The sequence below is a fragment of the Bacillus sp. FSL K6-3200 genome (genome assembly GCF_038630485.1).
GTDB classification, from domain to species: domain Bacteria; phylum Bacillota; class Bacilli; order Bacillales; family Bacillaceae; genus Bacillus; species Bacillus safensis.
Window position 1 is genome coordinate 2,376,987 of sequence record NZ_CP152032.1, and the last position, 24,588, is coordinate 2,401,574.

Here is a 24,588-nt window from a genome sequence, read left to right on the forward strand (position 1 = left end):
ATTTTTAAAGGTCACTTCCAGCCTCTAAAAATAAACCTTTCATCCGATAATAACTTTAGAGAAGTAAAGGGGGAAAGTTAAAATGGGAAAAATGATCCAATGGTTCAAAAAACCATCCATTTCAAAAAAATTAATCATTGCCTTTTTGGTAGTCCTTATCCTGCCAACTATGGCACTGACAATTAGTGCATTTTTTACATCAAAGACAGAACTAGACAAACAGATTATGGGCAGTGCGATGAGTCAGGTCAATGCATTTGATACCTTAATCAATGAGAATATTGGCAACAAATCAGATGCTGTGACACTGTTTTCAGACTTGCTCAAAGCGTCTAACCTTCAAGAAAAAAATAGAAATGCGACCATTAAAGAATTACAGCAATTTGGAAAAATTAATGAAAAAGATGTATCCGCGATCTATGCAGGCTCTGAAAAGGGATTGTTTATGCAATACCCAGTTCAAAAGATGCCAGATGGCTACGATCCAAGAGAACGTCCATGGTATCAAGAGGCATTGAAAGCAGAAAACGGCAAACAAGTCATCACAAAACCATATGTAGCAGCATCCACAGGTAAAATGGTTATCACAATTGCCCAAAAAATGAAAGATGGTTCAGGTGTCATTGGTCTTGATATGGAAATTGACAGCCTGCTCCAAAAACTAAAAGAAATCAAAATTGGGCAAAAAGGCTATGCTTTCATCATGGAGAAAGATAAAACGGTTTTAGCAGATCCAACCCAAAAGTCAGGAAGTCAGGTCAATGAGAATCTGGCCAGTATTATTTTTAAAAACAAAGAAGGTAGCGGCAGCTATACCCTCAAAGGAACAGATAAAAAGGTTGCATATGTAACCAATGAATTAACCGGCTGGAAAATTGGTGGAACGATGCTCGTATCTGAAGTAGAAGAAGCGGCAAAGCCCGTTTTCAATACAGCCATTATCGTATTCAGTGTCACACTCATTGTAGCAGGAACCCTCATTTTCTTTATCGTCCGCTCTATTTCAAAAAGATTATCCAATCTTGCCCGCTTCTCGAAAAAAGTCAGCGAAGGTGATTTACGCGATAAGCTTCAGATCCAGTCAGATGACGAAATTGGACAAGTTGGTAAAGGCTTTAATACGATGATTGACTCATTGCGATCCCTCATTGGAGCCGTTCAAACTTCAGTCGAGAATGTCGCATCTTCATCAGAAGAACTGACTGCCAGTGCAGGACAAACAAGTAAAGCAACAGAGCATATTACACTAGCCATTGAACAATTCTCCAGCGGAAATGAAAGCCAAAATGATAAAGTGGAATTGAGCTCAGAAGAGTTAGAGGAAATGAACCGAGGCCTTCAGAATATGAATGAATCGGCTGAATCTATTACTGCTTCATCGATCAAATCAACAGATATCGCAGGGGAAGGCGGACAGCTTGTTGAAAAAACCGCTTCTCAAATGAATGTCATTGATCAGTCCGTGAAAAAAGCAGAGAATGTCATCAGTGCACTTGAAAGTAAGTCGAAAGATATTACCCAAATTCTCGGTGTCATCAATGGAATTGCCGATCAAACGAATTTACTTGCGCTAAATGCAGCAATTGAGGCAGCAAGAGCTGGTGAATCTGGCAGAGGTTTCTCCGTTGTAGCAGAAGAAGTAAGAAAACTGGCGGTTCAATCTGCCAACTCAGCAAAAGAAATTGAGAATTTGATCAAAGAAATCGTGCAAGACATCGATGTATCACAGGAAGTATTTACTGCGGTGAATCGAGAAGTTCAATCAGGCTTAAGCTTCACTGAACAAACGAAAGTAAGCTTCCACAATATTTTCGACATGACAAAAGAAATTTCTAACCAGCTCCAAACAATGAATCAAACCGTTGTCCAGCTTTCAAAAGGCTCTGCACATGTGTCAGAGGCTGTTCGTGAGATTGCAGACGTATCACGTGAAAGCTCGGCAAATATTCAAGACATTGCTGCTTCAGCAGAAGAACAGCTGGCATCGATGGAAGAAATCAGCTCGTCCTCTGCCACACTCTCTTCGATGGCAGAAGAATTACGCGATTTAATAAGTAAATTTAAGGTTGAATAGACATGAAGAAAAGAGCCTCCAGCTAGAGGCTCTTTTTTTGTTTGAGTAAATCAAAAGAAGCGGGTAATTATACTTATTTTTTGGGTTTTTTGAACATTATTCCTTGAAAAATAATTCATATTACCTAAGAATAGAAGAGAAAGACCACAAATCATAAATCAAAAGGAGTAGAGAAATGAAAAAAATCAACTTTTTTAAGCACTTTACGATGTCGAAGAAATTAATTACTGCATTCTTAGCGATTCTTCTAGTGCCAATTCTCGTATTGGCCGCATTTTCTTATGAAGTGGCATCAAAGTCTCTCAGTGATGAGATTATGTCTAGCGCTGCAAATGGTGTTCAACAATTAAACGAACTCATTAATAAAGATATACAGCCTAAAATTGACATTGTTTCATACTTATCCAAATCGGTCAAAAAGAGTGAATTGGCTGCTAAAAACAAAGATTTACTCAAAGTGAAATTAGAGCAATTATCGGAAACAGATGACGATGTAGTAGAAGTATTTGTTGCAGATCAAAATGGTAAACTAACTGAATATTCCGAGATACACAAAGATAATGCAAAGAGCGCAAAAAATGAACCATGGTTTCAGCAATCGATGGGAGAGAAGAAACTCATTATTTCAGATCCTTTTACAAGTAAGTCATCAGATGACCTGCTCATCACAATATCAGAACAATTAGCAGATGGATCTGGTGTGATTGGGGTGAATGTGCGATTAAATACGGTTGTGAAAGATACAAACAGCATCAAAATTGGCCAAGAAGGCTATGCGTTTGTCGCCACCTCAGATCAGCGTTATGTTGCCCATAAAACCGATAAGGCTGGGACAAAGCTGACTGGTGACTTCATCTCGAAACTGTATGATAAAAAAGAAGGCAGTTTTGAATATGAATACAATGGCCAGCCGAAACAAATGTTTTTTGACACAAATGAAGCAACAGGCTGGAAGCTTGCTGGAACGATGTATGTGAATGAAGTAAAAGAAGCCGCACAGCCAGTGCTCGACTTAACAATGATCATCCTTGCGGCTGCGATTGTCATTGGCGGAATCGCGATTTATTTTATTATTAAATCGATTCGAAAGCCACTGATAGAGCTCTCTGAATCGGCTGAGAAAATCAGCCAAGGTGATTTGACCCAGCATATTCAAGTGCGTACGCACGATGAAATCGGAAAGCTTGCACAAAGCTTTAACGACATGTCAGCAAAGCTGAAACAAGTCATTCAAGCTGTCCAAAATTCCATTGAAAATGTGGCTGCTTCGTCTGAAGAGTTAACGGCAAGTGCGGGACAGACAGCTCAAGCGACCGAGCATATCACATCATCTATTGAACAGTTCTCAAACAGCACTGAACATCAAAATGATATGATCGAAAAAAGCTCGGTCCAGTTAAACGAAATGGATCGCAGCCTATCGCATATGGTCGACACAACCTCTCATATGATGGAATCGTCGATCGAATCGAGCAAAACCGCTCAGGCTGGAGGAGAACTCGTTCAAAAAACAGCAGGTCAAATGCAAACTATAGAGCAGGCAGTAAAAGAAGCAGAGCTTGTCATTGCAGGCTTAGAGCAGAAATCAAAAGATATTACAAACATCCTTGGGGTCATCAACGGTATTGCGGAACAAACGAATCTTCTTGCTTTAAACGCTGCGATAGAAGCTGCACGAGCAGGTGAAGCAGGCAGAGGCTTCTCTGTTGTCGCAGAAGAAGTCCGCAAGCTGGCAGAGCAGTCAGGAAGCTCTTCAAAAGAAATTGAAAGCCTGACGAACGAAATTGTGGAGGAAATAGAAAAATCGCAGAAAATGTTTAAACAAGTAGCAGGAGAAGTACAATCTGGATTAAACATTACAGATGAAACGAAAGTGAGTTTTGAGAAAATCACTGATAAAACATCAGAAATGACAGAACAAATGAAACAAATGAACGGATCAGCCAAAGAACTATCGCATGGTTCAAATGATATTTCCCATGCAGTGAATCAAATTAAAGAGCTCTCAAGAGAAAGCTCAGCAGGCTTCCAAGATATCGCGGCTTCAGCAGAAGAGCAGCTGGCATCTATGGAAGAAATCAGCTCATCGTCTGCCACTTTATCTCAGATGGCAGAAGAACTTAGAGAGCTCATTAAACAATTTAAAATGTAAGAGAGTAGCGAAACACCTGACGCCAAATCGTCAGGTGTTTTTCCATTCGATGCATATAAATTGGGTAAATTGGACTTATTTAGACTTTAATAAGTTAAAAAAGTAAAGAACATAGTAGTACTTCCGATATATATACTATCTTACTAAAAGGAGTTTTCTTTTTTATGAAATTCATACAGTATTTCAGAAAGCCATCTATCTCAAAAAAGCTCGTATTCTCTTTCTTATTTATTCTTTTATGTCCAATCATCGTATTGGCATTATCTTCATACCATACGGCAAGCACTTCCTTAAATGATCAAATTATGCAAAGTGCTAAGGAAAACGTAGAGCAGCTAGATAAAAATATTACGAAGGTTGTAAAAGTGAAAACAGACGCAGCCGATTTCTTTAGCAAATGGATCACGGAGAAAAAGCTCAAGCAAAAAGGAACGACCGATATTCAAGGACGCTTTGAGCAGTTCATGAGTATGAATGATGACACAGAAGGCATTTTTGTCGCTTCAAGTGATGGCAAAGTGTTTTCAAGATATCCTAATCAAAAAATGCCTGCAGGTTATGTCGCAACTGAGCGTGATTGGTATAAAGACGGCTGGGCGAAAAACGGTGAGCTGTCTGTTTCAGCACCATATGCAACGGCTTCAACCGGTACACTTGTGGTAACGATTTCTAAAAAACTAGAGGATGGATCAGGCGTCATCGCGATGAACCTAAATATTGCAAATCTAGTTAAAGAGTCCAATAGCATTAATATTGGGAAACAAGGCTTTGCCTTTATTGGAAGTCCAGATCGCACATATGTGGCTCATCCAAATAAAAAAGCGGGAACAAAAATATCTGGTGGTGAATGGTTAGAAAAACTGTATTCACAAGATAACGGATCGATGAGCTATATGTTTGAAGGAAAAGAAAAGCAAATGGAGTTTACCACAAACAAGGCGACTGGCTGGAAGATTGCCGGGACGATGTTTGTCAGTGAAGTAGAAGAAGCTGCACAGCCAGTCTTTAACATGGCCACCATCATTTTAGCCGGTGCGCTTATCATTGGCGGAATTTTGATCTTCTTTATCATCCGTTCCATTACAAAACCGCTTTCCACTCTTGTCTCTTCTTCGAAGAAGATCAGTCAGGGAGATTTAACAGAAAAAATTGATGTCCGCTCAAAAGATGAAATTGGACAGCTTGGCACAAGCTTTAATGAAATGAGTGAGTCCCTAAGAGATGTCATTCAAGCTGTACAAACATCTGTTGAGAATGTCGCTTCATCATCTGAAGAACTGACGGCGAGCGCAGGTCAAACAACAAAAGCAACCGAACATATTACATCATCTATTGAAACATTCTCAAACGGCAACGAAAATCAAAACGAAATGGTGGAGCAAAGCGCGGCTCATTTAAAACAAATGAATGAAGGACTGAACGAAGTTGCCGAAACGTCTGATGTCATCACAGCGTCATCTGTTCAATCAAAAACAGTCGCGGAAACAGGTGGACAGCTTGTGGAGCAAACAGTTGGCCAAATGAAGACGATTGACCATTCAGTAAAAGAAGCTGAAGGTGTGATCAACGGACTAGAACATAAATCAAAAGATATCACAAACATCCTAGGCGTGATTAACGGCATTGCGGATCAAACGAACTTACTTGCACTAAATGCTGCCATTGAAGCAGCACGCGCAGGCGAGTCAGGCAGAGGCTTCTCTGTTGTTGCGGAAGAAGTCCGTAAACTAGCGGTTCAATCATCGGATTCAGCAAAAGAGATTGAAAAGCTTGTGAATGAAATCGTCTCTGAAATTGAAACATCTCAAAATATGTTCAAAGCAGTGAATGAAGAAGTGAAAAATGGTCTTACTATTACAGATCAAACGAAAGAAAGCTTCTCACAAATAAATGAGCAAACAGCGGAAATCGCAGCAAGAATTAATGAAATGAATACAACGGTGCGCGAGCTTTCAAAAGGATCTGAGCAAATTTCTAAAGCAGTGAATGAAATTGCAGATGTATCAAGAGAGAGTTCAGCAAGTATCCAAGATATCGCAGCATCTGCTGAAGAGCAGCTTGCTTCTATGGAAGAGATTAGTTCTTCATCCACGACTCTTTCCCAAATGGCGGAAGAATTACGTGATTTAATTAAAAAATTCAAGATCAGCGAATAAGGTCAAGTGGTTCTCCTCAAGGGGAACCGCTTTTCTTTTTAAGAGGTCATCTCGTACAATAGAAGTAATTAAAAGAAGAGGAGAGATAGTATGCGTTTATCAAATAAGAAGGTCATTGCGTTTGTCAGTGATGATTTTGAAGATTTAGAGCTATGGTATCCGGTTCTGCGTTTAAGAGAAGAAGGGGCGACTGTCCATCTTGTAGGTGAAAAAGCAAATCATGAGTATATCGGGAAGTATGGTGTGCCGGCGGTATCAGATGCAGATTTTTATTCCATCCAAGCTGATGATTATGATGCTGTGCTAGTCCCTGGTGGATGGGCGCCTGATAAACTGCGACGCTATCCAGAAGTATTAGAGATCGTCCGTACATTTGATGCGAAGGAAAAACCAATCGGGCAGATTTGCCATGCCGGCTGGGTGCTGATTTCAGCAGGAATCTTGAAAGGCAGACAAGTGACAAGTACACCTGGTATTAAAGATGATATGACAAATGCTGGTGCGGACTGGTTCGATGAGGCAGTGGTCACAGATGGCCACCTCATCTCCAGCAGACGTCCGCCAGATCTTCCGCCGTATGTGAAAGCATTTGCGGATGTGTTAGCGTCAAAATAAACGACTGACGCGAAACGTAAAAAACAAAGGGCGAACAAAAAATAATTTCGCCCTTTGTTCATCATTTCATGCCCTATACATTTTGTCTGTCGGCAGGATACATCACGCCCATTTGTCTTCTCGCTTCATCCATGACGGACATGGTTTGAACAGATAGGGCAAAAGTGTTGACCGGAGACTGCCCCATTCCTTGCTGAATACACTCAATAAAATGATTAATTTCATAAGACATAGCTGGCTGATCATCTTTGAGAGAGACGTCAGTTTGATGTCCGTCACGGTCATGTATCGTGATTTGTGAAGGACGGTGGAATTGATCAATCACCATCGTGGCATCTTCGCCCTGAATTTCAGCCGATAAATGAGACGTTGAAATTTTAGAATGAAAAAGAAGTGCTTGATGCCCGTCATACTGTAAAAGGACTGAGCCGTTCCCATCCACACCAGAAGAAAGCTTATAGCCCCTCGCGGTAATTTGATTCGGCAGACCAAATAAGTATATGGCTGGGTAGACGAGATACACACCGATATCCATTAAAGAACCATTGGATAGCTCAGGCTTAAAGGCATTTGGAAGCTCGCCGTTTCGATAGGCATCATATCTTGAGGAATATTTACAGTAATGCGCGACCACTTGCCTGATAGGTCCAAGCTGATCAAGATGCTGTTTGATTTGAAGAAAGTTTGGCAGAAATGTCGTTTTCATCGCTTCCATCAAACACACTTGATGTTTTTTCGCTGCGGCAATCATTTCTTCCACTTCTTTTCGATGAGAGGCGAATGGTTTTTCGCATAAAACATGCTTTTGATGCTCCATCATCAACATGGCTTGCTCTTTATGAAGGGCATTTGGGCTCGCAATATACACGGCATCAAACGTATCACTTTCCGCCATTTGTTGTAAGTTCGTAAAAACCGTATCAATCCCATATTTTTCGGCAAAGGCCTGTCCTTTTTCAGCGGACCGTGAATAGACGGCTGTACATGTAAAATCAGCAACTCCTTCACCAGCCTGTAAGAATCGATCTGTAATCCAGTTCGTTCCGATGACAGCAAATCGAATCATGTCATTCCCTCCTTCTGCTTTTCTCTGATTATACATGCTTTGAAAGCGTTTGTATGAAAGAATATTCTTTTTATTGAAAAGCCGATGAAACCTTTATATAGGCTGATGCGTCTTACATAAAGGATATAAATGTACGAAAAGTGGGTAGTTTCTTCCTTCTTCGGGTAATACTCAGGATAGAAGGGAGAGGAGGAAACATGAAGCGCGTCCTGCATATAGGAAGTACATACACCTTTGCGCTTTTATTCATAGCGGCTGGTATTTTTCATGTGATAGAGCCGAGCGGCTTTGCCCGCATGATGCCAGGTTGGCCATTTCCATATGTAATGGTCTATGCGACTGCATGTCTTGAATGGCTGCTGGCCGTGCTGTTGCTTTTGCCGAATGTCAGGGTCGCAGCGGCAAAATTCATTGCTGTCTATCTTGTACTCGTTTTCCCCGCAAACTTATTTGCTGCACGTGAGGGAATACCATTTCCAGGTCAAGAAAATACAGAACAAGCCTTGCTATGGATAAGGCTTATTGGACAGCCGATTCTCATTGTATGGGCGATGTCTATTGCAAAATGGAAAAAAAGCTGAAACAATGACGACCATATCATGATCAAGTAGTGTACAATTTACTCATAAAATAGCCCGTGTTTGGAGGAACGATATGAACTCTATGCAAATGTGGAGCAGTCGATTTAAAAAAATTTTTCTTGATAACAAGTTTGTTCTCTTTTTACTCGTTCTGTTATTAATTGGATTGAATATCCTTGTTTTCATGAAAACATCATTTATTTTCACACCGCTCATTGTACTCGTCAAAACCATTGCCTTACCGATTATTTTAACGGGGGTCGTGTATTATTTATTAAATCCAATTGTCAACTTGTTAGAGAAAGCAAGAATCAAGCGGATCTATTCCATTTTGCTTTTATATATTGTCATTATTGGGATTATTACAGTGACCATCGTGTCCATTATTCCTTTTTTACAAGCTCAAACCATGAGTCTATTTCATAATCTTCCGAAATACGTCGATACGGTAGAAGATCAAATTAGACAATTAACAGGAAGTAACTTTATTAGTCAAGTGCAAAACTCGATGAACTTTAACGTGTCTGAATTGGTAAGTAAAGCATCCAGTCAAGCGACGAAGATTTTGGAAAGCACCTTTACCGGTGTAGGAACATTCTTAGGGGCGCTCACAGAAGTTATCATCTCGATCGTGACTGTGCCGTTCATTCTGTTTTATCTATTAAAAGACGGCAAAAAGCTGCCTGACTATCTATTGAAATTTTTCCCAAGTAAAATGAGGGAACATACACATATCATGCTTCACGAAATGAACCACCGTCTGAGCTCGTATATTCGCGGACAGATCATTGTCAGCTTCTGTATCGGTGTTCTTCTGTTAATCGGTTATATGATCATTGGACTTGACTATGCGCTGCTGCTCGCTATCATTGCTGCATGTACAAGCATAGTGCCTTACCTTGGTCCAACAATTGCGATTACACCAGCGATTGTGATTGCACTTGTGACGTCACCGGTAATGCTGTTAAAACTTATTATAGTCTGGACAGTGGTTCAGCTAGTTGAAGGGAAATTCATTTCTCCTCAGGTGATGGGGAAAAACCTGCATATTCATCCCATTACGATTATTTTTGTTATATTAACAGCTGGTAAATTGTTCAACGTGGTCGGCATCATTGTCGCTATTCCGACGTATGCCGTTCTGAAGGTCATCACGACCCACTTGTTTGATTGGTTCAAAATGCGGTCCAATTTGTATAAAGAAGAAAAGGTTTGATGTCATAATCTTTTTTTGAAAAAAATATAGTATCATAAAGACGAGCTTTCGATGAAGGAAGCTTGTCTTTATGTGGACATAGATGTTTGGCGTGTTCAAAAGATCAGAATTGAAAGGAAAGAAAATCATGAATCTATGGGATTTATTCGTGGCACTGGTTTTAGGAATTGTCGAAGGATTAACAGAGTACGCACCTGTTTCATCTACAGGTCACATGATCATTGTCGATGATCTTTGGTTAAAATCAAAGGAAATTATTACGCCAGAAGCGGCCAACACATTTAAAGTCGTGATTCAGTTAGGCTCAATTTTAGCTGTCATGATCGTGTTTAAAGATCGTATTTTAAACTTATTGGGCTTAAAGAAAAATATCACCGAAGAACAAAAGCGCAGCGGGCATAAACTGACCATTGCCCAAATTGCTGTTGGACTTGTTCCTGCCGTCATTTTAGGCTTCTTATTTGAAGATTATATTGATAAATACTTGTTTGACGTCAGAACGGTCGCTGTCGGTTTGATTTTAGGGGCAGTGCTGATGCTTGTCGCTGACTGGATCAATAAACGGAAAACAGAAACAAGCTCTGTCGATAACATGACTTACAGACAGGCGCTTTATATCGGACTGTTTCAATGTTTGGCATTATGGCCAGGCTTCTCGCGCTCAGGTTCGACAATCGCAGGTGGGGTTATTCTTGGTTTGAATCACCGTGCTGCGGCAGACTTTACATTTATCATGGCGATGCCGATTATGGCGGGAGCAAGCTTGTTAACCCTTGTGAAAAATGCCGAATATTTAACAACAGACATGCTGCCATTCTTTATCGTCGGCTTTGTGAGTGCGTTTGTTGTGGCTCTCTTTGTTGTTCGATTCTTCCTAAAACTAATCAATAAAATCAAACTGGTGCCTTTTGCGATATACAGAATTATCCTAGGTGTGATTTTATTTATCCTGTTCATGTAATACTGTAAACTACTCTTTTATAAAGAGTAGTTTTTTTGTTATTTCGCTTAATTAAACAGTAAAAACACCCTCTTAATTGGTAGAATAAGAATTTTTTTCATAAATTAGTGTTTAAGAGACAGAGGAAGGGGTAGTACATAAACATACCAATTAAAGGAGGAGTTAGAAATAATGAGAAAAACAAGCAAAATGTTTGTTGGTTCTGTCATCGCTACGTCAATGATTGCTGCCCCTCTATCTCTTACGACTTTTGGTCAAACGGCTGAAGCTGCTACAACAACAGGGGTTGATGGAAGTGTCTCTATTGATCCAGTAGCCATTGCCGATAAAATTGAACAAGCAGTAAAATCATCTCAAAATCGTGATGGATTCGTAAAAAATGCGGCGTACAGTGCATTCTATGAAGCAGGTCAAAACTACAACGTTGTTGTCCAAAACTTAAGCCAAGATCACGACTTTAGCGGTCTGAACAATGTTGTCTACTATGATAGTGTTGAATATGACGGTATTACATTTGGTATTTGGGTATTTGAAGATGGTACGTTTGTCAACAATGGTGATGGTGGATATATTAACTGGACGTTTGTTGGCAGCTTTGATCGAGAAGATGGAAGTGGAACTGTCGATTTTCATAAAAGATTCTAATCTTAAAAGTCTGCCGGTGAATCGGCAGACTTTTTTATAACGCACATTCTTCTATTTCAAACCCTAAATCTTCAATGATGTGATGATCCATTTGGACTTGCTGGCCTTTTGTTGTTAAATAATCACCAACGAAAATGGAATTTGCCGCATAAAGTGCGAGCGGCTGGAGTGTCCGTAAATTAAACTCTCTTCCTCCGGATACCCGAATTTCCTTTGTTGGATTGACAAATCTCATCATTGCCAGCACTTTCAATGCTTTGATCGGGTGTGTTCTTTTTTGATGCTCGAGCGGTGTTCCCTCGATGGCATGAAGAAAATTGACTGGAATTGAATCCGCATCAAGTGCTCTAAGCGCAAAAGCCATTTCAACGATTTGCTGATTGGTTTCACCCATTCCAATAATGACCCCTGAGCAAGGTGACATGCCAGACTGTTTGACCTGCTCAATGGTCGACACGCGGTCATCGTATGTATGAGTTGTCGTAATTTGAGCATGATGATCATGATGTGTATTGATATTGTGGTTATACCGATGAACACCCGCTTCCTTCAGCCGCTTCGCTTTGTCTTCATTTAATAACCCAAGACAGGCACACACTTTCAAAGGCATCGTTTCAGTGATCTCCTTGACTGCTGCAGTGACTTCATCTAATTCCCTATGAGAAGGCGCTCTCCCGCTTGCCACAATACAATAAGTCCCGGCTTTTCTATTGAGTGCCTCACGCGCGCCAGCCACAATGGTTTTTTGATCAAGCATTGTATATCTTTCAACTGGTGCTTTTGAAATCATTGACTGTGAACAATATCCGCAGTTCTCAGGGCAATATCCACTTTTTGCGTTAAAAATCATATTTAATTTCACCTTTTTTTGAAAAAAATGAAATCGTACCTGATAGGCTGCATGCATAATAGGTAACAATTCTCTATCGTCAGCTTCAAGAATGTCTAGACCCTCTTGCGCCGTGATCGGTTCATTTTTCAGCGCTTTCTCTACTATCGCTTCCCAAGACAAAGATATTTGCTCTCTCATCATTAGCACCCCTTTATGTTAACTTATTTTTATTAAAAGTTAACATAAAGGGTGTGGGTTGGCAAGCATTGGATAAGGGGACAGTGAATTTACATAAAAAACACAAAAAGGTGATGACATGAAGTCATCGCCTTTTCATATGTAAAGCTAAGTCGTTTATCGAACAGTAATATAGTTAATCACAAGCTCGCCTAGTGAATTATAGTAGGAAACTGTCACAGAACCGCGTTGTACAGCGCGAATCCAAGTGAAGTTTGGAGCTGTTTGATCTAATTGAATCGCATACGTTGCACCCGACACAGAAATTTGGCTTGCTGGAAGAGAGACGGCGATTGAAGAACCTACAGAAAGTGTACGGTTCACCGTAATTACTTTATTCATAATAGGAGCTTTTGCTATGACTGGTTCTTTTGGCTGTGCAGCTGCATGAGCACCTTCAGTTTGGGAGAACGTAAGAGCACCTAAAGCAACTAAAGACAATGTACAGACTTTCATGAATTTTTTCATCGGTAACACTCCTTTTTTTGGTATATACATATATTAATATTAATAGAATTATATGTCAATTATAATATGTAAAAAAAGAGTGATTTTGGTGAAAATTGTCACATATTATGTTGGAAAGACATGATTTTTTATTCATATGCTCTTTCTTTTTTAGGGGAAAAAAGAGGTATAAAAAAAGCTGGGTTCATCCCAGCAACATAAATCATGATGGAAAGAGATGATCAATGGTCGTCTCGCTGTTTTGGCTGACGGCCTTTTTGCTTCTCTTTCTCTCTAATGTAGTTAATAAAATCGATGGTTTGTCTTCGTGCTTCTTCGGAAAAATCTGAGGCTGCTTTAAACGCAATTTGCAAATCAGGATCGTCTGCAAGATCGTCGGCGGGCCTGTCTTTGTCCTTACCTGTGAGAAGATAATCGGTTGAGACTCCATATAACTCGGCAATTTTCACAATCATTTCACCGTCGGGCTTTCTCAAGCCATATTCCCAGTTTGCATAGGTGGACATCGCCTTTAATCCGAGTTTTTTAGCAACTGTTGACTTGCTCCATCCATGCTTCTCTCTTAATTCAGTTAAAATCTTCCCAGTTAAATTATCCATCGGAAACACCTTTTTTCATGTTATGAGTAAATTTTATCATGAATTACACGGAAAAGATAAATAAATACACAAAAAGAATAAAAATATGATTGACTTACTCGTTTCGTGTATATTATCATAAGGAATATAACTTACACATATTGAGTAAGAGGTGGAAAGATGAAACTTGAAAATTTACGAGAAGAGCGCATATTGCAAGGAAAAACACAAACCTATATGGCGAAAAAACTGGGATATAAGTACACAAGCGGCTATGCGAATATCGAAATGGGCAGAACGAAGCCTAGCTTAGAAATAGCAAAGCATATTGCAGATCTGCTGAATACCGGTGTTCAAGAGCTTTTTTTTGGCCAAAAGTTACACGAAAAGAGTAATTTCTTGAAAGAAGATCGGTTCTTAAAAAAGGGGAGACGAGCAGAATGAATATTGAGCATCCAATAGTGACACAGATGAATGACTTTGGCTATCCAAAAAGCTGTTGGTTATATGACATGAAACGATCTGGATACCAAACAGAAATTGAGGACAGTTTGGAGGCCTCTGAAGAAGATGAGACATCAGCTGACGTTTGATGCAAGAAAAGAAGCGCAGGTTTGCTTAGAGCAAGCTGGCGGCTGGATCGCCTTTCATCATCAGAAACCGATGTTTGTTTTTGCCACAGCAGAAGAGAAAGAGACATATATGACCCTCCTGGAAGCTAAGGTCGATGAGGCAAAAAAAGGAGGAATCAGGCCGACGTGAAACGATGGAAGCAAATCATGACATTCTTGAAATGCTTGCTCAAAGCGAGTAAAAACGAACAAGACATCCGCCAATGGGCAGAGGATGACGGGAGATCATAACATGGTCATCCATTTAATCATTGAACACGAGCATTTGTTAACAAAAGAGACATTGATGAAAAGAATACGATCAGCTGCAAAAGTACAATGCCCGAAAAAATTAGAAGGTGCATTATCACTTGAGATTCGTTTATTTGATCACATGCCGCTTGACATGGCTGACTGCCAAAAAAAGCGTACATACGCAGAAAAAGGGTTGATACGCCCTGTACACGTCAGCATCTTTCAGCCAAGTCTGCAGCATATTCAAGAAGCACTTCATTCTATAGCGAATGAAGTCCCTCTGCAGATTGTCGATTTAAGAGTTTCCCAGTTTTATAGTATGTGTCCAAGAGTTGAAATCATTATCAATACGGTAGGTGGTGGCACGAGGCCATTACCAAAAAAGGAGACAAGCATATGAACGAGCCAAAACAATTACTCATTCAAGAAAACCAAACATTTGTCGGTGAGATGGAAAAAGGAAAAATTCAAGTCATCGTGTTAGATGGGAATGTAGGAACGGCTTATAAAATGGATGTACCTGAACATGGAAAAACCATTATTCAAACGGCAAAAGGTCATTTTGCAAGAGTAGATCACGAGATTGGTTTTAAAATCAGCTAACTGACTGAACACATCAAAGCACAATAATATGTCCAAGACGGAAAGCCTGCGGACACTGATCAAGACCCTGCTAAAAGGGGACCTGATTGGTGTCCGTTTTTTTATTTTCTTAAAAAAGGGAGAGAGCCAATATGCAAGATTTACTCATTGAATATAAAAGAGCATTAAAGAATGCTAGAAAACAATATGAACCATTTAAAGAAAAAGAAGAACATCAGCTGTCCGTTCAAGACAAGCATGATAAAAAAATGATCGCCAGCATGGTGAGCGATCTAGAATACGTAGTAGAATGGCTTCAAATCGGAAGAGAGCCAGGTGCACGCAGAGGATTAGACAGACGTTCAGTCTATCAGCGTACCATCCTCGCAAATCCAGAAGTGTTAGAGGCTTTATCACATGAATATACCCTTATTCAAGAGAAAGAGAGAGAAGTCAGTGAGAGAGACAAAAAACGAATTGATGAAGCTTTGTCTGTTTTAACAGATCGAGAAAAGGACGTATTCTTTATGCACACAACACAAGGGTTATCGTTTAGCGAGATTGCGGTCATGCTGGATGTCAAAAAAGGAACTGTCCAAAAACATATGGAAAGAGCGCGGACGAAGATGTCCAAAAAAGTACAAGAACGCCTATTCAGAGCTGCTGAATAGGCGTTTTTTCTTTCCGAAAATAAATCAGTGAAAGCTTGTCTTACAGTTGCCACCTATAGTTAGAAAGACCAAACGAATGTTTGCTAGCCCTACACAAATGATTCCTTCAGAGGGAATCGTTCGAATTAAAAGGAGGCGGCAGGTGAATGTAAATGAAAGATAAACGGATAGAGGCCAAGCAGGATTATATGAAGGGGATGACGTACCAGCAAATTGCTGATCATTACAATGTCTCGATCCATACCGTCAAATCGTGGAAAAGGCGATACGGATGGCAAAGACAAAAAACATCGTCAAAGCAAGCACACTCGATTTTCAATCAATTTCTTTCAGATGAAACGATTGAAATCATGGAGAAAATGGATGGACGCACATCACTTGATTTAATCTGGGACCAAATTCAAATTCAATATGCAGCCATAATTCGGGCGCAGCGAATTATGTATGTAGCAGATCAAGAGGACATGATCAAAGAGCTGAAAAAGGCGGCATACATGCCTTCTTCATTAGAAGAAACAGGAGAAGGCATTCAGACAGAACTAGACATCACCTCAGAAGAATACTCGTTTCAATTTTCATGGGATCGGCATGCCACGTTTTTAAATGCACAATCCCGTGCAATGGGTGAACTCAGGCGTCTAATAAAACAGTTTGAAGAGCTCGCACATGCAAAGGATGAACGAAGATTGAGGCTGAAGCAAATTGAACTGACGATCGAAAAAACAAAAAAGGCAGTGCGTGAAGAAAAAGAGGAAGATCTTCAAATTATGATCAAGCGAAAAGAGGACGATTCATGACGCCATTGATTGAAAAAGAAGTCAATCCTCACTTTGAACACTTTCTATTCGATTGGAATCAAAAGTTTCAATTTTTAGTAGGGGGCTACGGCTCCTCTAAAAGCTATCACATTGCTTTAAAGCTCGTCTTAAAGCTGCTGGAAGAAAAACGGACAGCACTTGTCATTCGAGACGTGTATGATACGCACCGCGAATCAACCTTTTCCCTATTACAAGAGATCGTCAGCGACCTCGGCATCGACCATGTGGTAAAGTGCCGAAGTTCGCCGCTTGCACTGACGTTTCGAAACGGCAGCAGCATCTTATTTAAAGGGCTGGACAAGCCTGAAAAATTGAAATCGATCAACAACATCTCGATCATTTGGATTGAGGAATGTTCAGAGGTTTCTTATGAAGGCTTTAAAGAGCTGCTTGGAAGGCTGAGACATCCATCCTTACCGCTTTATATGATGTTATCGACCAATCCCGTTGGTCAGGATAATTGGACGTACCGACATTTTTTTCGAGATGAACAGCTGAAGCGTTTTGTTTTAGATGACGAGACCTTATATAAAAAACGGACTGTTGTCATCAAGGATACGTACTATCATCACTCCACGGCGGAAGATAACCTATTCCTTCCTAAAAGCTACGTGAAGCAGCTGGATGAGCTGAAAGAGTATGATCCGGATCTCTATCGTATTGCGAGGAAGGGGTATTTCGGGATCAATGGCACAAAGGTTTTTCCGCAATTTGAAGTGAGAAGCCATTCTGACGTATTAGAAGCCATTCAGCAGATTGACAGACCGCTGAAACGAGCAGGTATGGATTTTGGATTTGTTGAGTCATACAATGCGCTCATTCGTTTAGCTGTCGATCATGAAAAAAAGTACTTATACATTTATTGGGAATATTACGACCGCGGGAAAACAGATGATGAAACAGCCATTGACTTGAAAGAGTTTATTGAATCAAAGGAACTGATTAAAGCCGATGCAGCCGAACCTAAAACCATTCACTATTTTCGGCAGCGCGGCTTTCAAATGGTGGCCGCACATAAGTTTCAAGGCTCACGTTTGCAGTATACAAAAAAGATCAAACGTTTTAAGAAAATTATTTGTTCTGATGCTTGTCCATATACCATCTATGAACTTCAATCACTAACCTATAAGGCAGATAAGGATGGACGCCTAGAGGAAGATGAATTTCAAATCGATCCGCACACATTATCAGCCATCTGGTATGCGCTGGATGATTATGAAGTGACAGATTTGAAGCAGACCGCCTCGGAGCGAGTCCGTCCAAACAGAGAGAGGAGGTCCATACAATGAAACAATTGAAAGCAACTATTATGAAGGCAAACATGTCTGATCATACAAAACAAATGTATGCAGATGAATTTTCCTACGAAAAGGATGACATTGTTCCCCCGCCTTACAATATCAATGAATTAAAAAGCATGGCAGAATATTCAACCATTCTTCAGCAATGTATTGATGCGTATAAGACCAATATTTTAGGCTTTGGTTTTGGTGTAGAATATGCCTTTGACTTTAATGCAGAAGGTGTGAAACCAGCAAAAAAAAAGGCCGCAGAGAAGGAATGGACAAGACTTGAAGAGTTTACGAAATACATGAACTATGATGAATCAGCCGATGTAGTGCTTGGCTATGTCATCGAAGACCGGGAGAAAACGGGCAATGGTTTTTTAGAGGTGCTCCGAGATGGTCAGGGAAAGCCGGCAGGAATCGAGTATTTAGATGCGCTCCATATCCGTATTTGCAAGCTGAGTGAGCCAGTCGACGTCGAATTCCAGTACACAGAAAACGGTGAATTGAAAACAATGAATCGAAAGAAACGATTCCGTAAATATGTGCAGGTGATCAATGAAAAGAAAGTCTTCTTCAAGGAGTATGGTGATCCGCGCATTTTACATTGTGAAACAGGTAAATACGATGACACCACCCCAGAGCCGCTGCGCGCAACAGAAGTAATTCATTTTAAAATCGGCAGTGGAACGTATGGAATTCCCCGCTGGATTGGCAACATCGTCAATATGTATGGAGCACGCAAGGCAGAAGAGCTGAACTACCTTTATTTTAAACAAGGGCGGCATGTACCTGGTGCCATCATTGTCGAAAATGGAATGCTGTCTGAGTCTTCCTATCAGCAGCTTCAGGATTATATGGACGATATTGAAGGCTCTGATCATGCACATAAGTTTCTCTTGCTTGAAGTTGAAGGACTCCCGACAGAAAAAGGGTTAACTGGAGAAGAAGATGTCTCAAATGTCAAAGTGAATTTTAAATCCCTAGCAGAGATCTTGCAAGAAGATGCACTCTTTTTAGAATACGATGAAAAAACAAGAAACAAAATCCGCTCTGCTTTTCGCCTGCCGCCTATTTACACAGGTGAGTCTCAAGACTATAACAAAGCGACAGCCGATACGGCGCGGAAAACAACAGAAGAACAAGTATTTCAGCCTGAACGGCATCTTATCACAGGAAAACTTAATACACTTTTCCTGCCGGATCTTGATATTTGGCATGTTCGTTTCCTATTAAATGGTCCTGACTTTAGAGACCCATTAGAGATTGCCAAAGTTCTGACACCGTTTATTCAGGCTGGGGCAGTGTCACCAAACGATTTGCGAGATCTGGCAGGACGTATTCTTGGGAAAACGTTAGAGGAATGGCCGGAGGATCTTTATCACAGACCTTTAGAAAGCCGCATGACATCAGCTGAAGAACAGTCTCAACGAGAGACGAATCAGTTGAAGGAATAAACCGAAGCGCATGCGCTTTTTTGAAAGGGGGTGAACATATGCCAAGAGAATTAAAAAACGCAAAAATTACGCATGTTTCCTACGTAGACAGAGCAGCAAACAAAAAGAAATTCTTTTTGATGAAGGCAAAGAAAAAGCGGCCTGACTTTCAAAAGGAGGTCAGTGTGCTGACAAAGGCAGAAGATGCTCATCGCCTTGTGTATGGTGTCGTGTATGAACCGAATACACCTGATGCACACCAAGACTTTATGTCTGCCAAAGAAATTGAAAGAGCGGCACATGGTTTTATGAAAGATGCCCGCCACATTGACAAGCAGCATGATTTTCAACATGGTGTTGGCGAAGTTGTTGAATCATACATCGCACCAGCTGATTTTGAAGTAGGCGATGAGCTGATTCGAAAAGGATCTTGGGTGCTCGTGACAAAGGCTTCGCAAGAGATTTGGGATCAAATTCAGAAAGGCCACATTACAGGATATTCAATGGCTGGAACGGCGGACATCGTAGCAATAGAAGAACAAGATCAGCTCCTATCTCAAAGCACGAATGAGAAAGGGCTTTTTTCTTTGCTGAAAAATTTCTTTTTGAAAGAGGAAGGTGCAAACATGTCACAACAATTTTGGAGCGTTTTAGACCATCTGCTGGAAACCTTACAGTCAAGTGATGGTGATGAAGCGGATGTAAGAGCAGCGCTTGAGCAATTGCTGCCAATCGTGCAGGACATTTTGAAGACAGAAGATGTGCTTCAAACGATTGGTGAAAAGCCAGCCTTCGTACAAAAACAAGATGCCGCTTTGACGACAGAGCAAGTACGAGAGCTTGAAAAAGCAAAAATGGCTATCGAAAATGTCTTACAGCAGGCTGAACAGCAGGAAACAGATCCAACAGGGGAAGAACCTGTCCAAAAGGTGCTTGAGCAAGTCGTTGCACCGATTCGTCATCAACTTTCTTCCTTAGAGAAATCAGCCAGCAGAGAAAAAGCAGCGCTTGAACAAGTGCTTCAGCAGCAGCTTTTGCCTATTTCAGAGCGGATTCACATGCTTGAAAAAGCACGAGGCATGTCAAAACAAACAATCCACGATACACAAAACGACAGTACAAAGCCCGTATGGGATGGCTTACTATAAGCCTAAATAAGGAGGAAAACAGTGTGAGAAATCAAGAGTTGATTCGCAAGGCCGAAATGACACTTGCCAGCTTAAAAACCGGCGGTCTCATGAACGCAACCCAATCCAACACATTCATTAGAATGATGCAAAATACACCAACCGTCTTAAATGATGCACGTATCATTCCAATGGAAAGTGATTCACAAAAAATCGAAAAAATCGGCTTTGGCCAGCGTATTTTGCGCCCAGCAGAAGAAGGCAAAGCACTTGATGCGAAAGACCGTGTTGTCCCAGCGACAAGCACTGTCCAGCTAAACGCGAAAGAGGTTATTGCAGAGATTCATATGACCTACGACAGCATTGAAAACAATATTGAGAAAGACGGAATTCAGCAGACGATTATGCAAATGCTAGCTGAACGAGCAGCAGTTGACATTGAAGAGCTCATCGTCAATGGCGATACAAAATCAGCAGATCCATTTTTAGCTCAAATGGATGGCGTAAGAAAACAAGCGGTATCTCATATCGTAGATGCTAATGGAGCGGAAATCAGCCGCCAAATGTTTAAGCAAGCCTATAAAGCGATGCCGTCAAAATATTTACGTGTACCTCAGGATTTCCGTTTCTACACATCCCCAAGTTTAGAAGTTGAGTGGAAGGATCAAGTAGCAAACCGTCAGACAGGCCTCGGAGATGCGGCCATTCAAGGCGGACTTTCTTCTGCATTCGGTGTGCCGGTCAAAGGTCTTGCCAATATGCAGCCATATGACGAAGCGGGAACAGACGTATCAGATATTTTGCTGACACACCCTAAAAATATTATCGTAGGTTTCTCTCGTAATATTCGAATTGAAGTAGAAAAAGATATTCGCAGCCGTAAATTTATTATTGTCCTCACAGCGAAGCTAGACAGCAAATTTGAGGAAGAGGATGCTGTAGCAAAAGTGATGAAAGTGAAAGAGTAGGTGACGGCAGGCCATGATCATTTCTGCTGAAGAACTGCAAGCCTATTCTGTATTTGATCGTGTGAAAAATCGATCTGTGGAAAGACTGACAGCAGATATTATCGAAGCAGAAGCTGCGGTATTTCAGATCGTAGGTCACGATTTCTCAAGTGAAAAATATCAGCCCCTCCCTGAAAAAGCAAGAATCGCATTATTAAAAATGGCCCAATATTTTGCCATGCTGAATGATGACGAATCTATGATGAAAGGCTTTACGTCAGAAAAAATGGGCGATTATTCATATGCGAAGGCAGCTGATCAAGTGAAAGGCAGACCCTATGTATATGCCCTGCTTGTAGATTACATTGAACCAACATTGACCGGCGGCAGTGCCAAACTAAAGGTGAGATCATTATGAGCTATCAATCTCTATTAACAGATCGCTGTGATCTTTTTCACCTTGAGCATAAGGAGTCTGCCCGCGGGAAATTTGGAATTCCAGCTGATGATTTACAAATGACACTTTCCTATCCCGATGCTCCTAGCCTAGCCGATCTAGCATGTTATGTCATAGAAAAGAACCAGTCACTTGTGCAAGAAGAGCCGAATACAGTCATTTATCAATCCTATCTTGTTCATTTTCCTTTAGCAAGTGATATTCGCTTGCATGACAAAATGGTGTGGAATGGCGTGTCACTCAAATTACAGCAGCCTAAAAAAGTGAAAAATCATCACATCGAAGTGATGGCAGTCAGGAAGGAAAATCTATGAAAATTGATGGACTTGACCGGCTGCTTTCACAGCTGCAGTCAGCATGTGATGGCGGCTTAAAGGCAGAATATCAAGATTGGTTGGAGGACATGGGCCTACAGTTTTTAGACATCATTCAGGATGAATTAATCAAGGAGAACGCTGTCGATACAGGCCGGCTTCTAAGCTCCTTTAAGCAAGGCGGCAAGGAGAATCATTTTCTCATTTCAAAAGGCGGTCTCACACTTGAAGTGGGAACGCAGCTTGAATATGCCTCCTACGTCAATGACGGACATGCCACTTCTTCAAGTGGAGAGCGAAGATGGGTGCCTGGCAGATGGACTGGCAGCCGCTTTGAATATGATCCAAATGCAAGTACAGGAATGATGCTTGCCTCTCAATGGATTGACGGAAATGGCTACTGGGATCATGCTGTCATGCTCTATGAGCAAATGTTTGAACAGTCGCTGGATCGAAAGCTGCAAAGCTGGTTCGATCGACATTTTGGGAGGTGATGGAATGAATCAAGAAGTCGGGGCAATCATGCATTATATCTACACACACTTTCCTGTGACAATGTATGATCGTCTTTTGCCAGAACGCTTTCAAGTGCCATCCGTTTATGTGCCGCCTGTGACAGTGATCAGTGGTCCAGATACGGTCTCTACCTTTATGAAATCTTATTCGCTGCAAGTGAAAATCTTTCATATTGATACAGAAAAAGCACATGATGCGGCAGAAACAATCGTTGATGCATTGCTTGCTGATCGTCAAATCATTCAGATGATGAGTGAAGACGGAGAGGTGCTTGATGATTATGTCCGCATAAAAAGAGTGGAAACAAGAATGATAGATCAAGGAGTAGCAGCGATTGTCCTGACGTGGGATAGCAGCTATTGGTATAACCGTGACAAAGAGGCAAGCCTTGAAGATATCAACTTTTCAGATGGGGTGATCAAACGTGAGCAAGACTAAAAAAGCAGAGCCTGCTCAAACAGCCGGCGAAGAAAAAGAATTTGGCTTTTCATTTGAAGCCTTAAAGGAGCACAGTAAGGATCTTTTTGGGGTCAAACCAGAAATCCTTGAAGGGGCTCTTTTTTATATCAAACATCAACCAATTACAAAAACAGAAGCGAAAAAGCACATTGATGCTTTTTTGTCCAAGGAGGTTTAAAGGATGAACGGAGGCACTTTTACACCAGGTACAGAGAAAAAGCGTCCTGGCATTTACTTTAATTTTAAAACAACAGCAGAGCAGCGAATTACTTTAGGCGATCGAGGTACGGTGGCACTTCCTCTTGTGATGAGCTGGGGAGAACCAAAAACCTTTATTTCCGTTTCAAATATGGAAGATTTAAATAAAAAGGTTGGACTCAACATTGATGACAAGTCGCTTCTTCTTTTCCGTGAAGCAAAGAAAAAAGCGCAAACAGTCTTGCTTTACCGCCTAAATGAAGGTGAGCCGGCCAAAGCCGAAATTGCTGAAAATTTTGTAGTCACAGCAAATTATGGCGGCCAAAAAGGAAATGAGCTCACAGTACAAGTGGCAGAAAATGTACTTGATAGTAAAAAACGCGATGTGATCACTTATCTTGGCACAGATATTGTGGATAAACAGGTCGTCACTGATGTCAAAGACCTTGTGAAAAACAAATACGTTCAATTTTCTGGTGAAGGTGAAGCCGTCATCACAGCTGGTGTGGCACTAAGCGGCGGGAAAAATGGCGTGGCAAGTGTCGCAGATTATACAGCTTTCCTAGAAGCAGCAGAAACAGAATACTTTGATGTCATTGCCCTTCCAGTCGATAATAGTGAACAATTAAAAGCAACCTTCGCTTCATTTATCGAGCGTTTACGTGATAAGCAAGGACGTAAGGTGCAAGGGGTTGTGGCGAATTATGCAGCGGACCAAGAAGGAATCATCAATGTGACAAGCGGCGTTGTACTCGAAGATGGAACAGAACTAACACCTGCTCAAGCAACAGCATGGGTCGCAGGTGCAAGTGCTGGAGCAAATTTCAATCAGTCATTGACCTTTGTTGAATACGAAGGAGCAGTCGATACATTAGAACGCCTTGACAATGATCAAGTAGAATACCGATTATCACAAGGGGAGTTCCTTTTCACCTTTGATGCGAGAGATCGTACTGTGAGTGTTGAAAAAGATATTAACTCCTTGACAAGCTTTACAGCTGAAAAGAGCCAGCAATTGGCGAAAAATAAAATCATTCGTGTGCTTGATGCGATCAACAATGATTTAACATTCGAATTAAAAAATCTGATTAAATTACGTAAAGCCAATGGCAATGACATTCCAGCATCAGATGATGGTGTGCAGCTTGTGAAAACACTGATTACCCAGTATCTCACACAGCTTCAAGATGGCAGCGGCATTACAGGCTTTAATTCAGAAACAGATATCGTGATCGGTCTCAATGAAGATCGTGATGGATTTATCATCGATTTAGCGGTTCAACCAGTAGATGCAGCAGAAAAATTCTATTTCAATGTGGAGGTGAAGTAA

Annotated in this window: 29 protein-coding genes; 25 read left to right on the forward strand and 4 right to left on the reverse strand. The window is 40.9% G+C overall.

The annotated features are described in order from the left end of the window. Nucleotides 1-82: 82 nt before the first annotated feature. The 4 genes from MHI60_RS11985 to MHI60_RS12000 all read left to right on the forward strand — a co-directional run bounded on the left by MHI60_RS11985 (nucleotide 83) and on the right by MHI60_RS12000 (nucleotide 6,997). Nucleotides 83-2,074: a methyl-accepting chemotaxis protein gene (locus MHI60_RS11985; protein WP_144483362.1), complete on the forward strand. Its 1,992-nt coding sequence runs from the start codon at nucleotides 83-85 to the stop codon at nucleotides 2,072-2,074. Between the two features lie 175 nt (nucleotides 2,075-2,249). Next, nucleotides 2,250-4,226, forward strand: a complete 1,977-nt coding sequence (locus tag MHI60_RS11990; protein ID WP_144483359.1) for a methyl-accepting chemotaxis protein — start codon at nucleotides 2,250-2,252, stop codon at nucleotides 4,224-4,226. Between the two features lie 164 nt (nucleotides 4,227-4,390). Further along, nucleotides 4,391-6,382 (forward strand): methyl-accepting chemotaxis protein, encoded by a 1,992-nt coding sequence (locus MHI60_RS11995; protein ID WP_144483356.1) that lies wholly within the window; start codon nucleotides 4,391-4,393, stop codon nucleotides 6,380-6,382. 90 nt (nucleotides 6,383-6,472) lie between these two features. Further along, the gene (locus tag MHI60_RS12000) at nucleotides 6,473-6,997 is read left to right on the forward strand and encodes a type 1 glutamine amidotransferase domain-containing protein (protein WP_144483351.1); all 525 of its coding nucleotides are present in this window, start codon (nucleotides 6,473-6,475) and stop codon (nucleotides 6,995-6,997) included. Nucleotides 6,998-7,070: 73 nt separating this feature from the next. Here MHI60_RS12000 and MHI60_RS12005 read toward each other — a convergent pair whose 3' ends face one another. After that, a complete protein-coding gene (locus tag MHI60_RS12005; RefSeq protein ID WP_144483348.1) occupies nucleotides 7,071-8,063 on the reverse strand; it encodes a Gfo/Idh/MocA family oxidoreductase in 993 nt (330 codons plus the stop codon). 197 nt (nucleotides 8,064-8,260) lie between these two features. On the opposite strand from MHI60_RS12005, the gene MHI60_RS12010 reads away from it, so the two are divergent. From MHI60_RS12010 to MHI60_RS12025, 4 genes are all read left to right on the forward strand, one after another. Then, nucleotides 8,261-8,644 (forward strand): DoxX family protein, encoded by a 384-nt coding sequence (locus tag MHI60_RS12010; RefSeq protein WP_144483345.1) that lies wholly within the window; start codon nucleotides 8,261-8,263, stop codon nucleotides 8,642-8,644. A 73-nt stretch (nucleotides 8,645-8,717) separates the two neighbouring features. Then, entirely contained in the window at nucleotides 8,718-9,860 is a 1,143-nt protein-coding gene (locus tag MHI60_RS12015) for an AI-2E family transporter (RefSeq protein WP_144483342.1), read from the forward strand. A gap of 127 nt (nucleotides 9,861-9,987) precedes the next feature. Beyond that, complete coding sequence (locus MHI60_RS12020; RefSeq protein ID WP_039183288.1) at nucleotides 9,988-10,821, forward strand: undecaprenyl-diphosphate phosphatase; 834 nt, start codon at nucleotides 9,988-9,990, stop codon at nucleotides 10,819-10,821. A 171-nt stretch (nucleotides 10,822-10,992) separates the two neighbouring features. Next, on the forward strand, nucleotides 10,993-11,466 hold the full coding sequence (locus tag MHI60_RS12025) for a hypothetical protein (protein ID WP_024423274.1): 474 nt from the start codon (nucleotides 10,993-10,995) through the stop codon (nucleotides 11,464-11,466). Between the two features lie 34 nt (nucleotides 11,467-11,500). Here MHI60_RS12025 and bioB read toward each other — a convergent pair whose 3' ends face one another. From bioB to MHI60_RS12040, 3 genes are all read right to left on the reverse strand, one after another. Continuing rightward, on the reverse strand, nucleotides 11,501-12,496 hold the full coding sequence (gene bioB / locus MHI60_RS12030) for a biotin synthase BioB (protein ID WP_144472293.1): 996 nt from the start codon (nucleotides 12,494-12,496) through the stop codon (nucleotides 11,501-11,503). A 156-nt stretch (nucleotides 12,497-12,652) separates the two neighbouring features. Beyond that, nucleotides 12,653-13,003 carry a hypothetical protein gene (locus MHI60_RS12035; RefSeq protein WP_144483339.1) on the reverse strand — a complete coding sequence of 117 codons (351 nt, stop codon included), beginning with the start codon at nucleotides 13,001-13,003 and terminating at the stop codon, nucleotides 12,653-12,655. Nucleotides 13,004-13,224: 221 nt separating this feature from the next. Further along, the gene (locus MHI60_RS12040) at nucleotides 13,225-13,602 is read right to left on the reverse strand and encodes a helix-turn-helix transcriptional regulator (protein ID WP_095409428.1); all 378 of its coding nucleotides are present in this window, start codon (nucleotides 13,600-13,602) and stop codon (nucleotides 13,225-13,227) included. Between the two features lie 159 nt (nucleotides 13,603-13,761). Between MHI60_RS12040 and MHI60_RS12045 the strand changes: the two genes are divergently transcribed. From MHI60_RS12045 to MHI60_RS12125, 17 genes are all read left to right on the forward strand, one after another. Beyond that, nucleotides 13,762-14,025: a helix-turn-helix transcriptional regulator gene (locus MHI60_RS12045; RefSeq protein WP_095409427.1), complete on the forward strand. Its 264-nt coding sequence runs from the start codon at nucleotides 13,762-13,764 to the stop codon at nucleotides 14,023-14,025. Continuing rightward, nucleotides 14,022-14,174, forward strand: a complete 153-nt coding sequence (locus MHI60_RS12050; protein WP_186437278.1) for a hypothetical protein — start codon at nucleotides 14,022-14,024, stop codon at nucleotides 14,172-14,174. Before MHI60_RS12045 ends, MHI60_RS12050 begins: the two co-directional genes overlap by 4 nt. Further along, complete coding sequence (locus MHI60_RS12055; protein ID WP_223251022.1) at nucleotides 14,152-14,343, forward strand: hypothetical protein; 192 nt, start codon at nucleotides 14,152-14,154, stop codon at nucleotides 14,341-14,343. Before MHI60_RS12050 ends, MHI60_RS12055 begins: the two co-directional genes overlap by 23 nt. A gap of 102 nt (nucleotides 14,344-14,445) precedes the next feature. Next, nucleotides 14,446-14,847, forward strand: a complete 402-nt coding sequence (locus tag MHI60_RS12060) for a holliday junction resolvase (RefSeq protein WP_144472297.1) — start codon at nucleotides 14,446-14,448, stop codon at nucleotides 14,845-14,847. Then, on the forward strand, nucleotides 14,844-15,050 hold the full coding sequence (locus MHI60_RS12065; protein ID WP_025094214.1) for an XtrA/YqaO family protein: 207 nt from the start codon (nucleotides 14,844-14,846) through the stop codon (nucleotides 15,048-15,050). Before MHI60_RS12060 ends, MHI60_RS12065 begins: the two co-directional genes overlap by 4 nt. A gap of 131 nt (nucleotides 15,051-15,181) precedes the next feature. Beyond that, entirely contained in the window at nucleotides 15,182-15,700 is a 519-nt protein-coding gene (locus tag MHI60_RS12070) for a sigma-70 family RNA polymerase sigma factor (protein ID WP_039181011.1), read from the forward strand. A 152-nt stretch (nucleotides 15,701-15,852) separates the two neighbouring features. Then, nucleotides 15,853-16,497: a phage terminase small subunit gene (terS, locus tag MHI60_RS12075; RefSeq protein ID WP_024425907.1), complete on the forward strand. Its 645-nt coding sequence runs from the start codon at nucleotides 15,853-15,855 to the stop codon at nucleotides 16,495-16,497. Nucleotides 16,498-16,505: 8 nt separating this feature from the next. Then, on the forward strand, nucleotides 16,506-17,807 hold the full coding sequence (locus MHI60_RS12080; protein ID WP_186437293.1) for a PBSX family phage terminase large subunit: 1,302 nt from the start codon (nucleotides 16,506-16,508) through the stop codon (nucleotides 17,805-17,807). Beyond that, the gene (locus MHI60_RS12085) at nucleotides 17,804-19,261 is read left to right on the forward strand and encodes a phage portal protein (RefSeq protein WP_095409422.1); all 1,458 of its coding nucleotides are present in this window, start codon (nucleotides 17,804-17,806) and stop codon (nucleotides 19,259-19,261) included. Before MHI60_RS12080 ends, MHI60_RS12085 begins: the two co-directional genes overlap by 4 nt. A gap of 38 nt (nucleotides 19,262-19,299) precedes the next feature. Next, complete coding sequence (locus tag MHI60_RS12090) at nucleotides 19,300-20,388, forward strand: XkdF-like putative serine protease domain-containing protein (RefSeq protein ID WP_144483333.1); 1,089 nt, start codon at nucleotides 19,300-19,302, stop codon at nucleotides 20,386-20,388. 23 nt (nucleotides 20,389-20,411) lie between these two features. Continuing rightward, the gene (locus tag MHI60_RS12095; protein ID WP_144472306.1) at nucleotides 20,412-21,335 is read left to right on the forward strand and encodes a phage major capsid protein; all 924 of its coding nucleotides are present in this window, start codon (nucleotides 20,412-20,414) and stop codon (nucleotides 21,333-21,335) included. A 13-nt stretch (nucleotides 21,336-21,348) separates the two neighbouring features. Continuing rightward, a complete protein-coding gene (locus MHI60_RS12100) occupies nucleotides 21,349-21,732 on the forward strand; it encodes a DUF3199 family protein (RefSeq protein WP_024423261.1) in 384 nt (127 codons plus the stop codon). Beyond that, a complete protein-coding gene (locus MHI60_RS12105) occupies nucleotides 21,729-22,085 on the forward strand; it encodes a YqbH/XkdH family protein (RefSeq protein ID WP_144472307.1) in 357 nt (118 codons plus the stop codon). Before MHI60_RS12100 ends, MHI60_RS12105 begins: the two co-directional genes overlap by 4 nt. Further along, the gene (locus MHI60_RS12110) at nucleotides 22,082-22,579 is read left to right on the forward strand and encodes an HK97 gp10 family phage protein (RefSeq protein ID WP_144472309.1); all 498 of its coding nucleotides are present in this window, start codon (nucleotides 22,082-22,084) and stop codon (nucleotides 22,577-22,579) included. Before MHI60_RS12105 ends, MHI60_RS12110 begins: the two co-directional genes overlap by 4 nt. 4 nt (nucleotides 22,580-22,583) lie before the next feature. After that, the gene (locus MHI60_RS12115; protein ID WP_095409417.1) at nucleotides 22,584-23,039 is read left to right on the forward strand and encodes a phage portal protein; all 456 of its coding nucleotides are present in this window, start codon (nucleotides 22,584-22,586) and stop codon (nucleotides 23,037-23,039) included. Beyond that, on the forward strand, nucleotides 23,026-23,238 hold the full coding sequence (locus MHI60_RS12120) for a hypothetical protein (protein ID WP_003212736.1): 213 nt from the start codon (nucleotides 23,026-23,028) through the stop codon (nucleotides 23,236-23,238). The genes MHI60_RS12115 and MHI60_RS12120 overlap by 14 nt, the downstream gene beginning before the upstream one ends. Before the next feature lie 3 nt (nucleotides 23,239-23,241). Continuing rightward, on the forward strand, nucleotides 23,242-24,588 hold the full coding sequence (locus tag MHI60_RS12125) for a phage tail sheath family protein (RefSeq protein ID WP_144472311.1): 1,347 nt from the start codon (nucleotides 23,242-23,244) through the stop codon (nucleotides 24,586-24,588).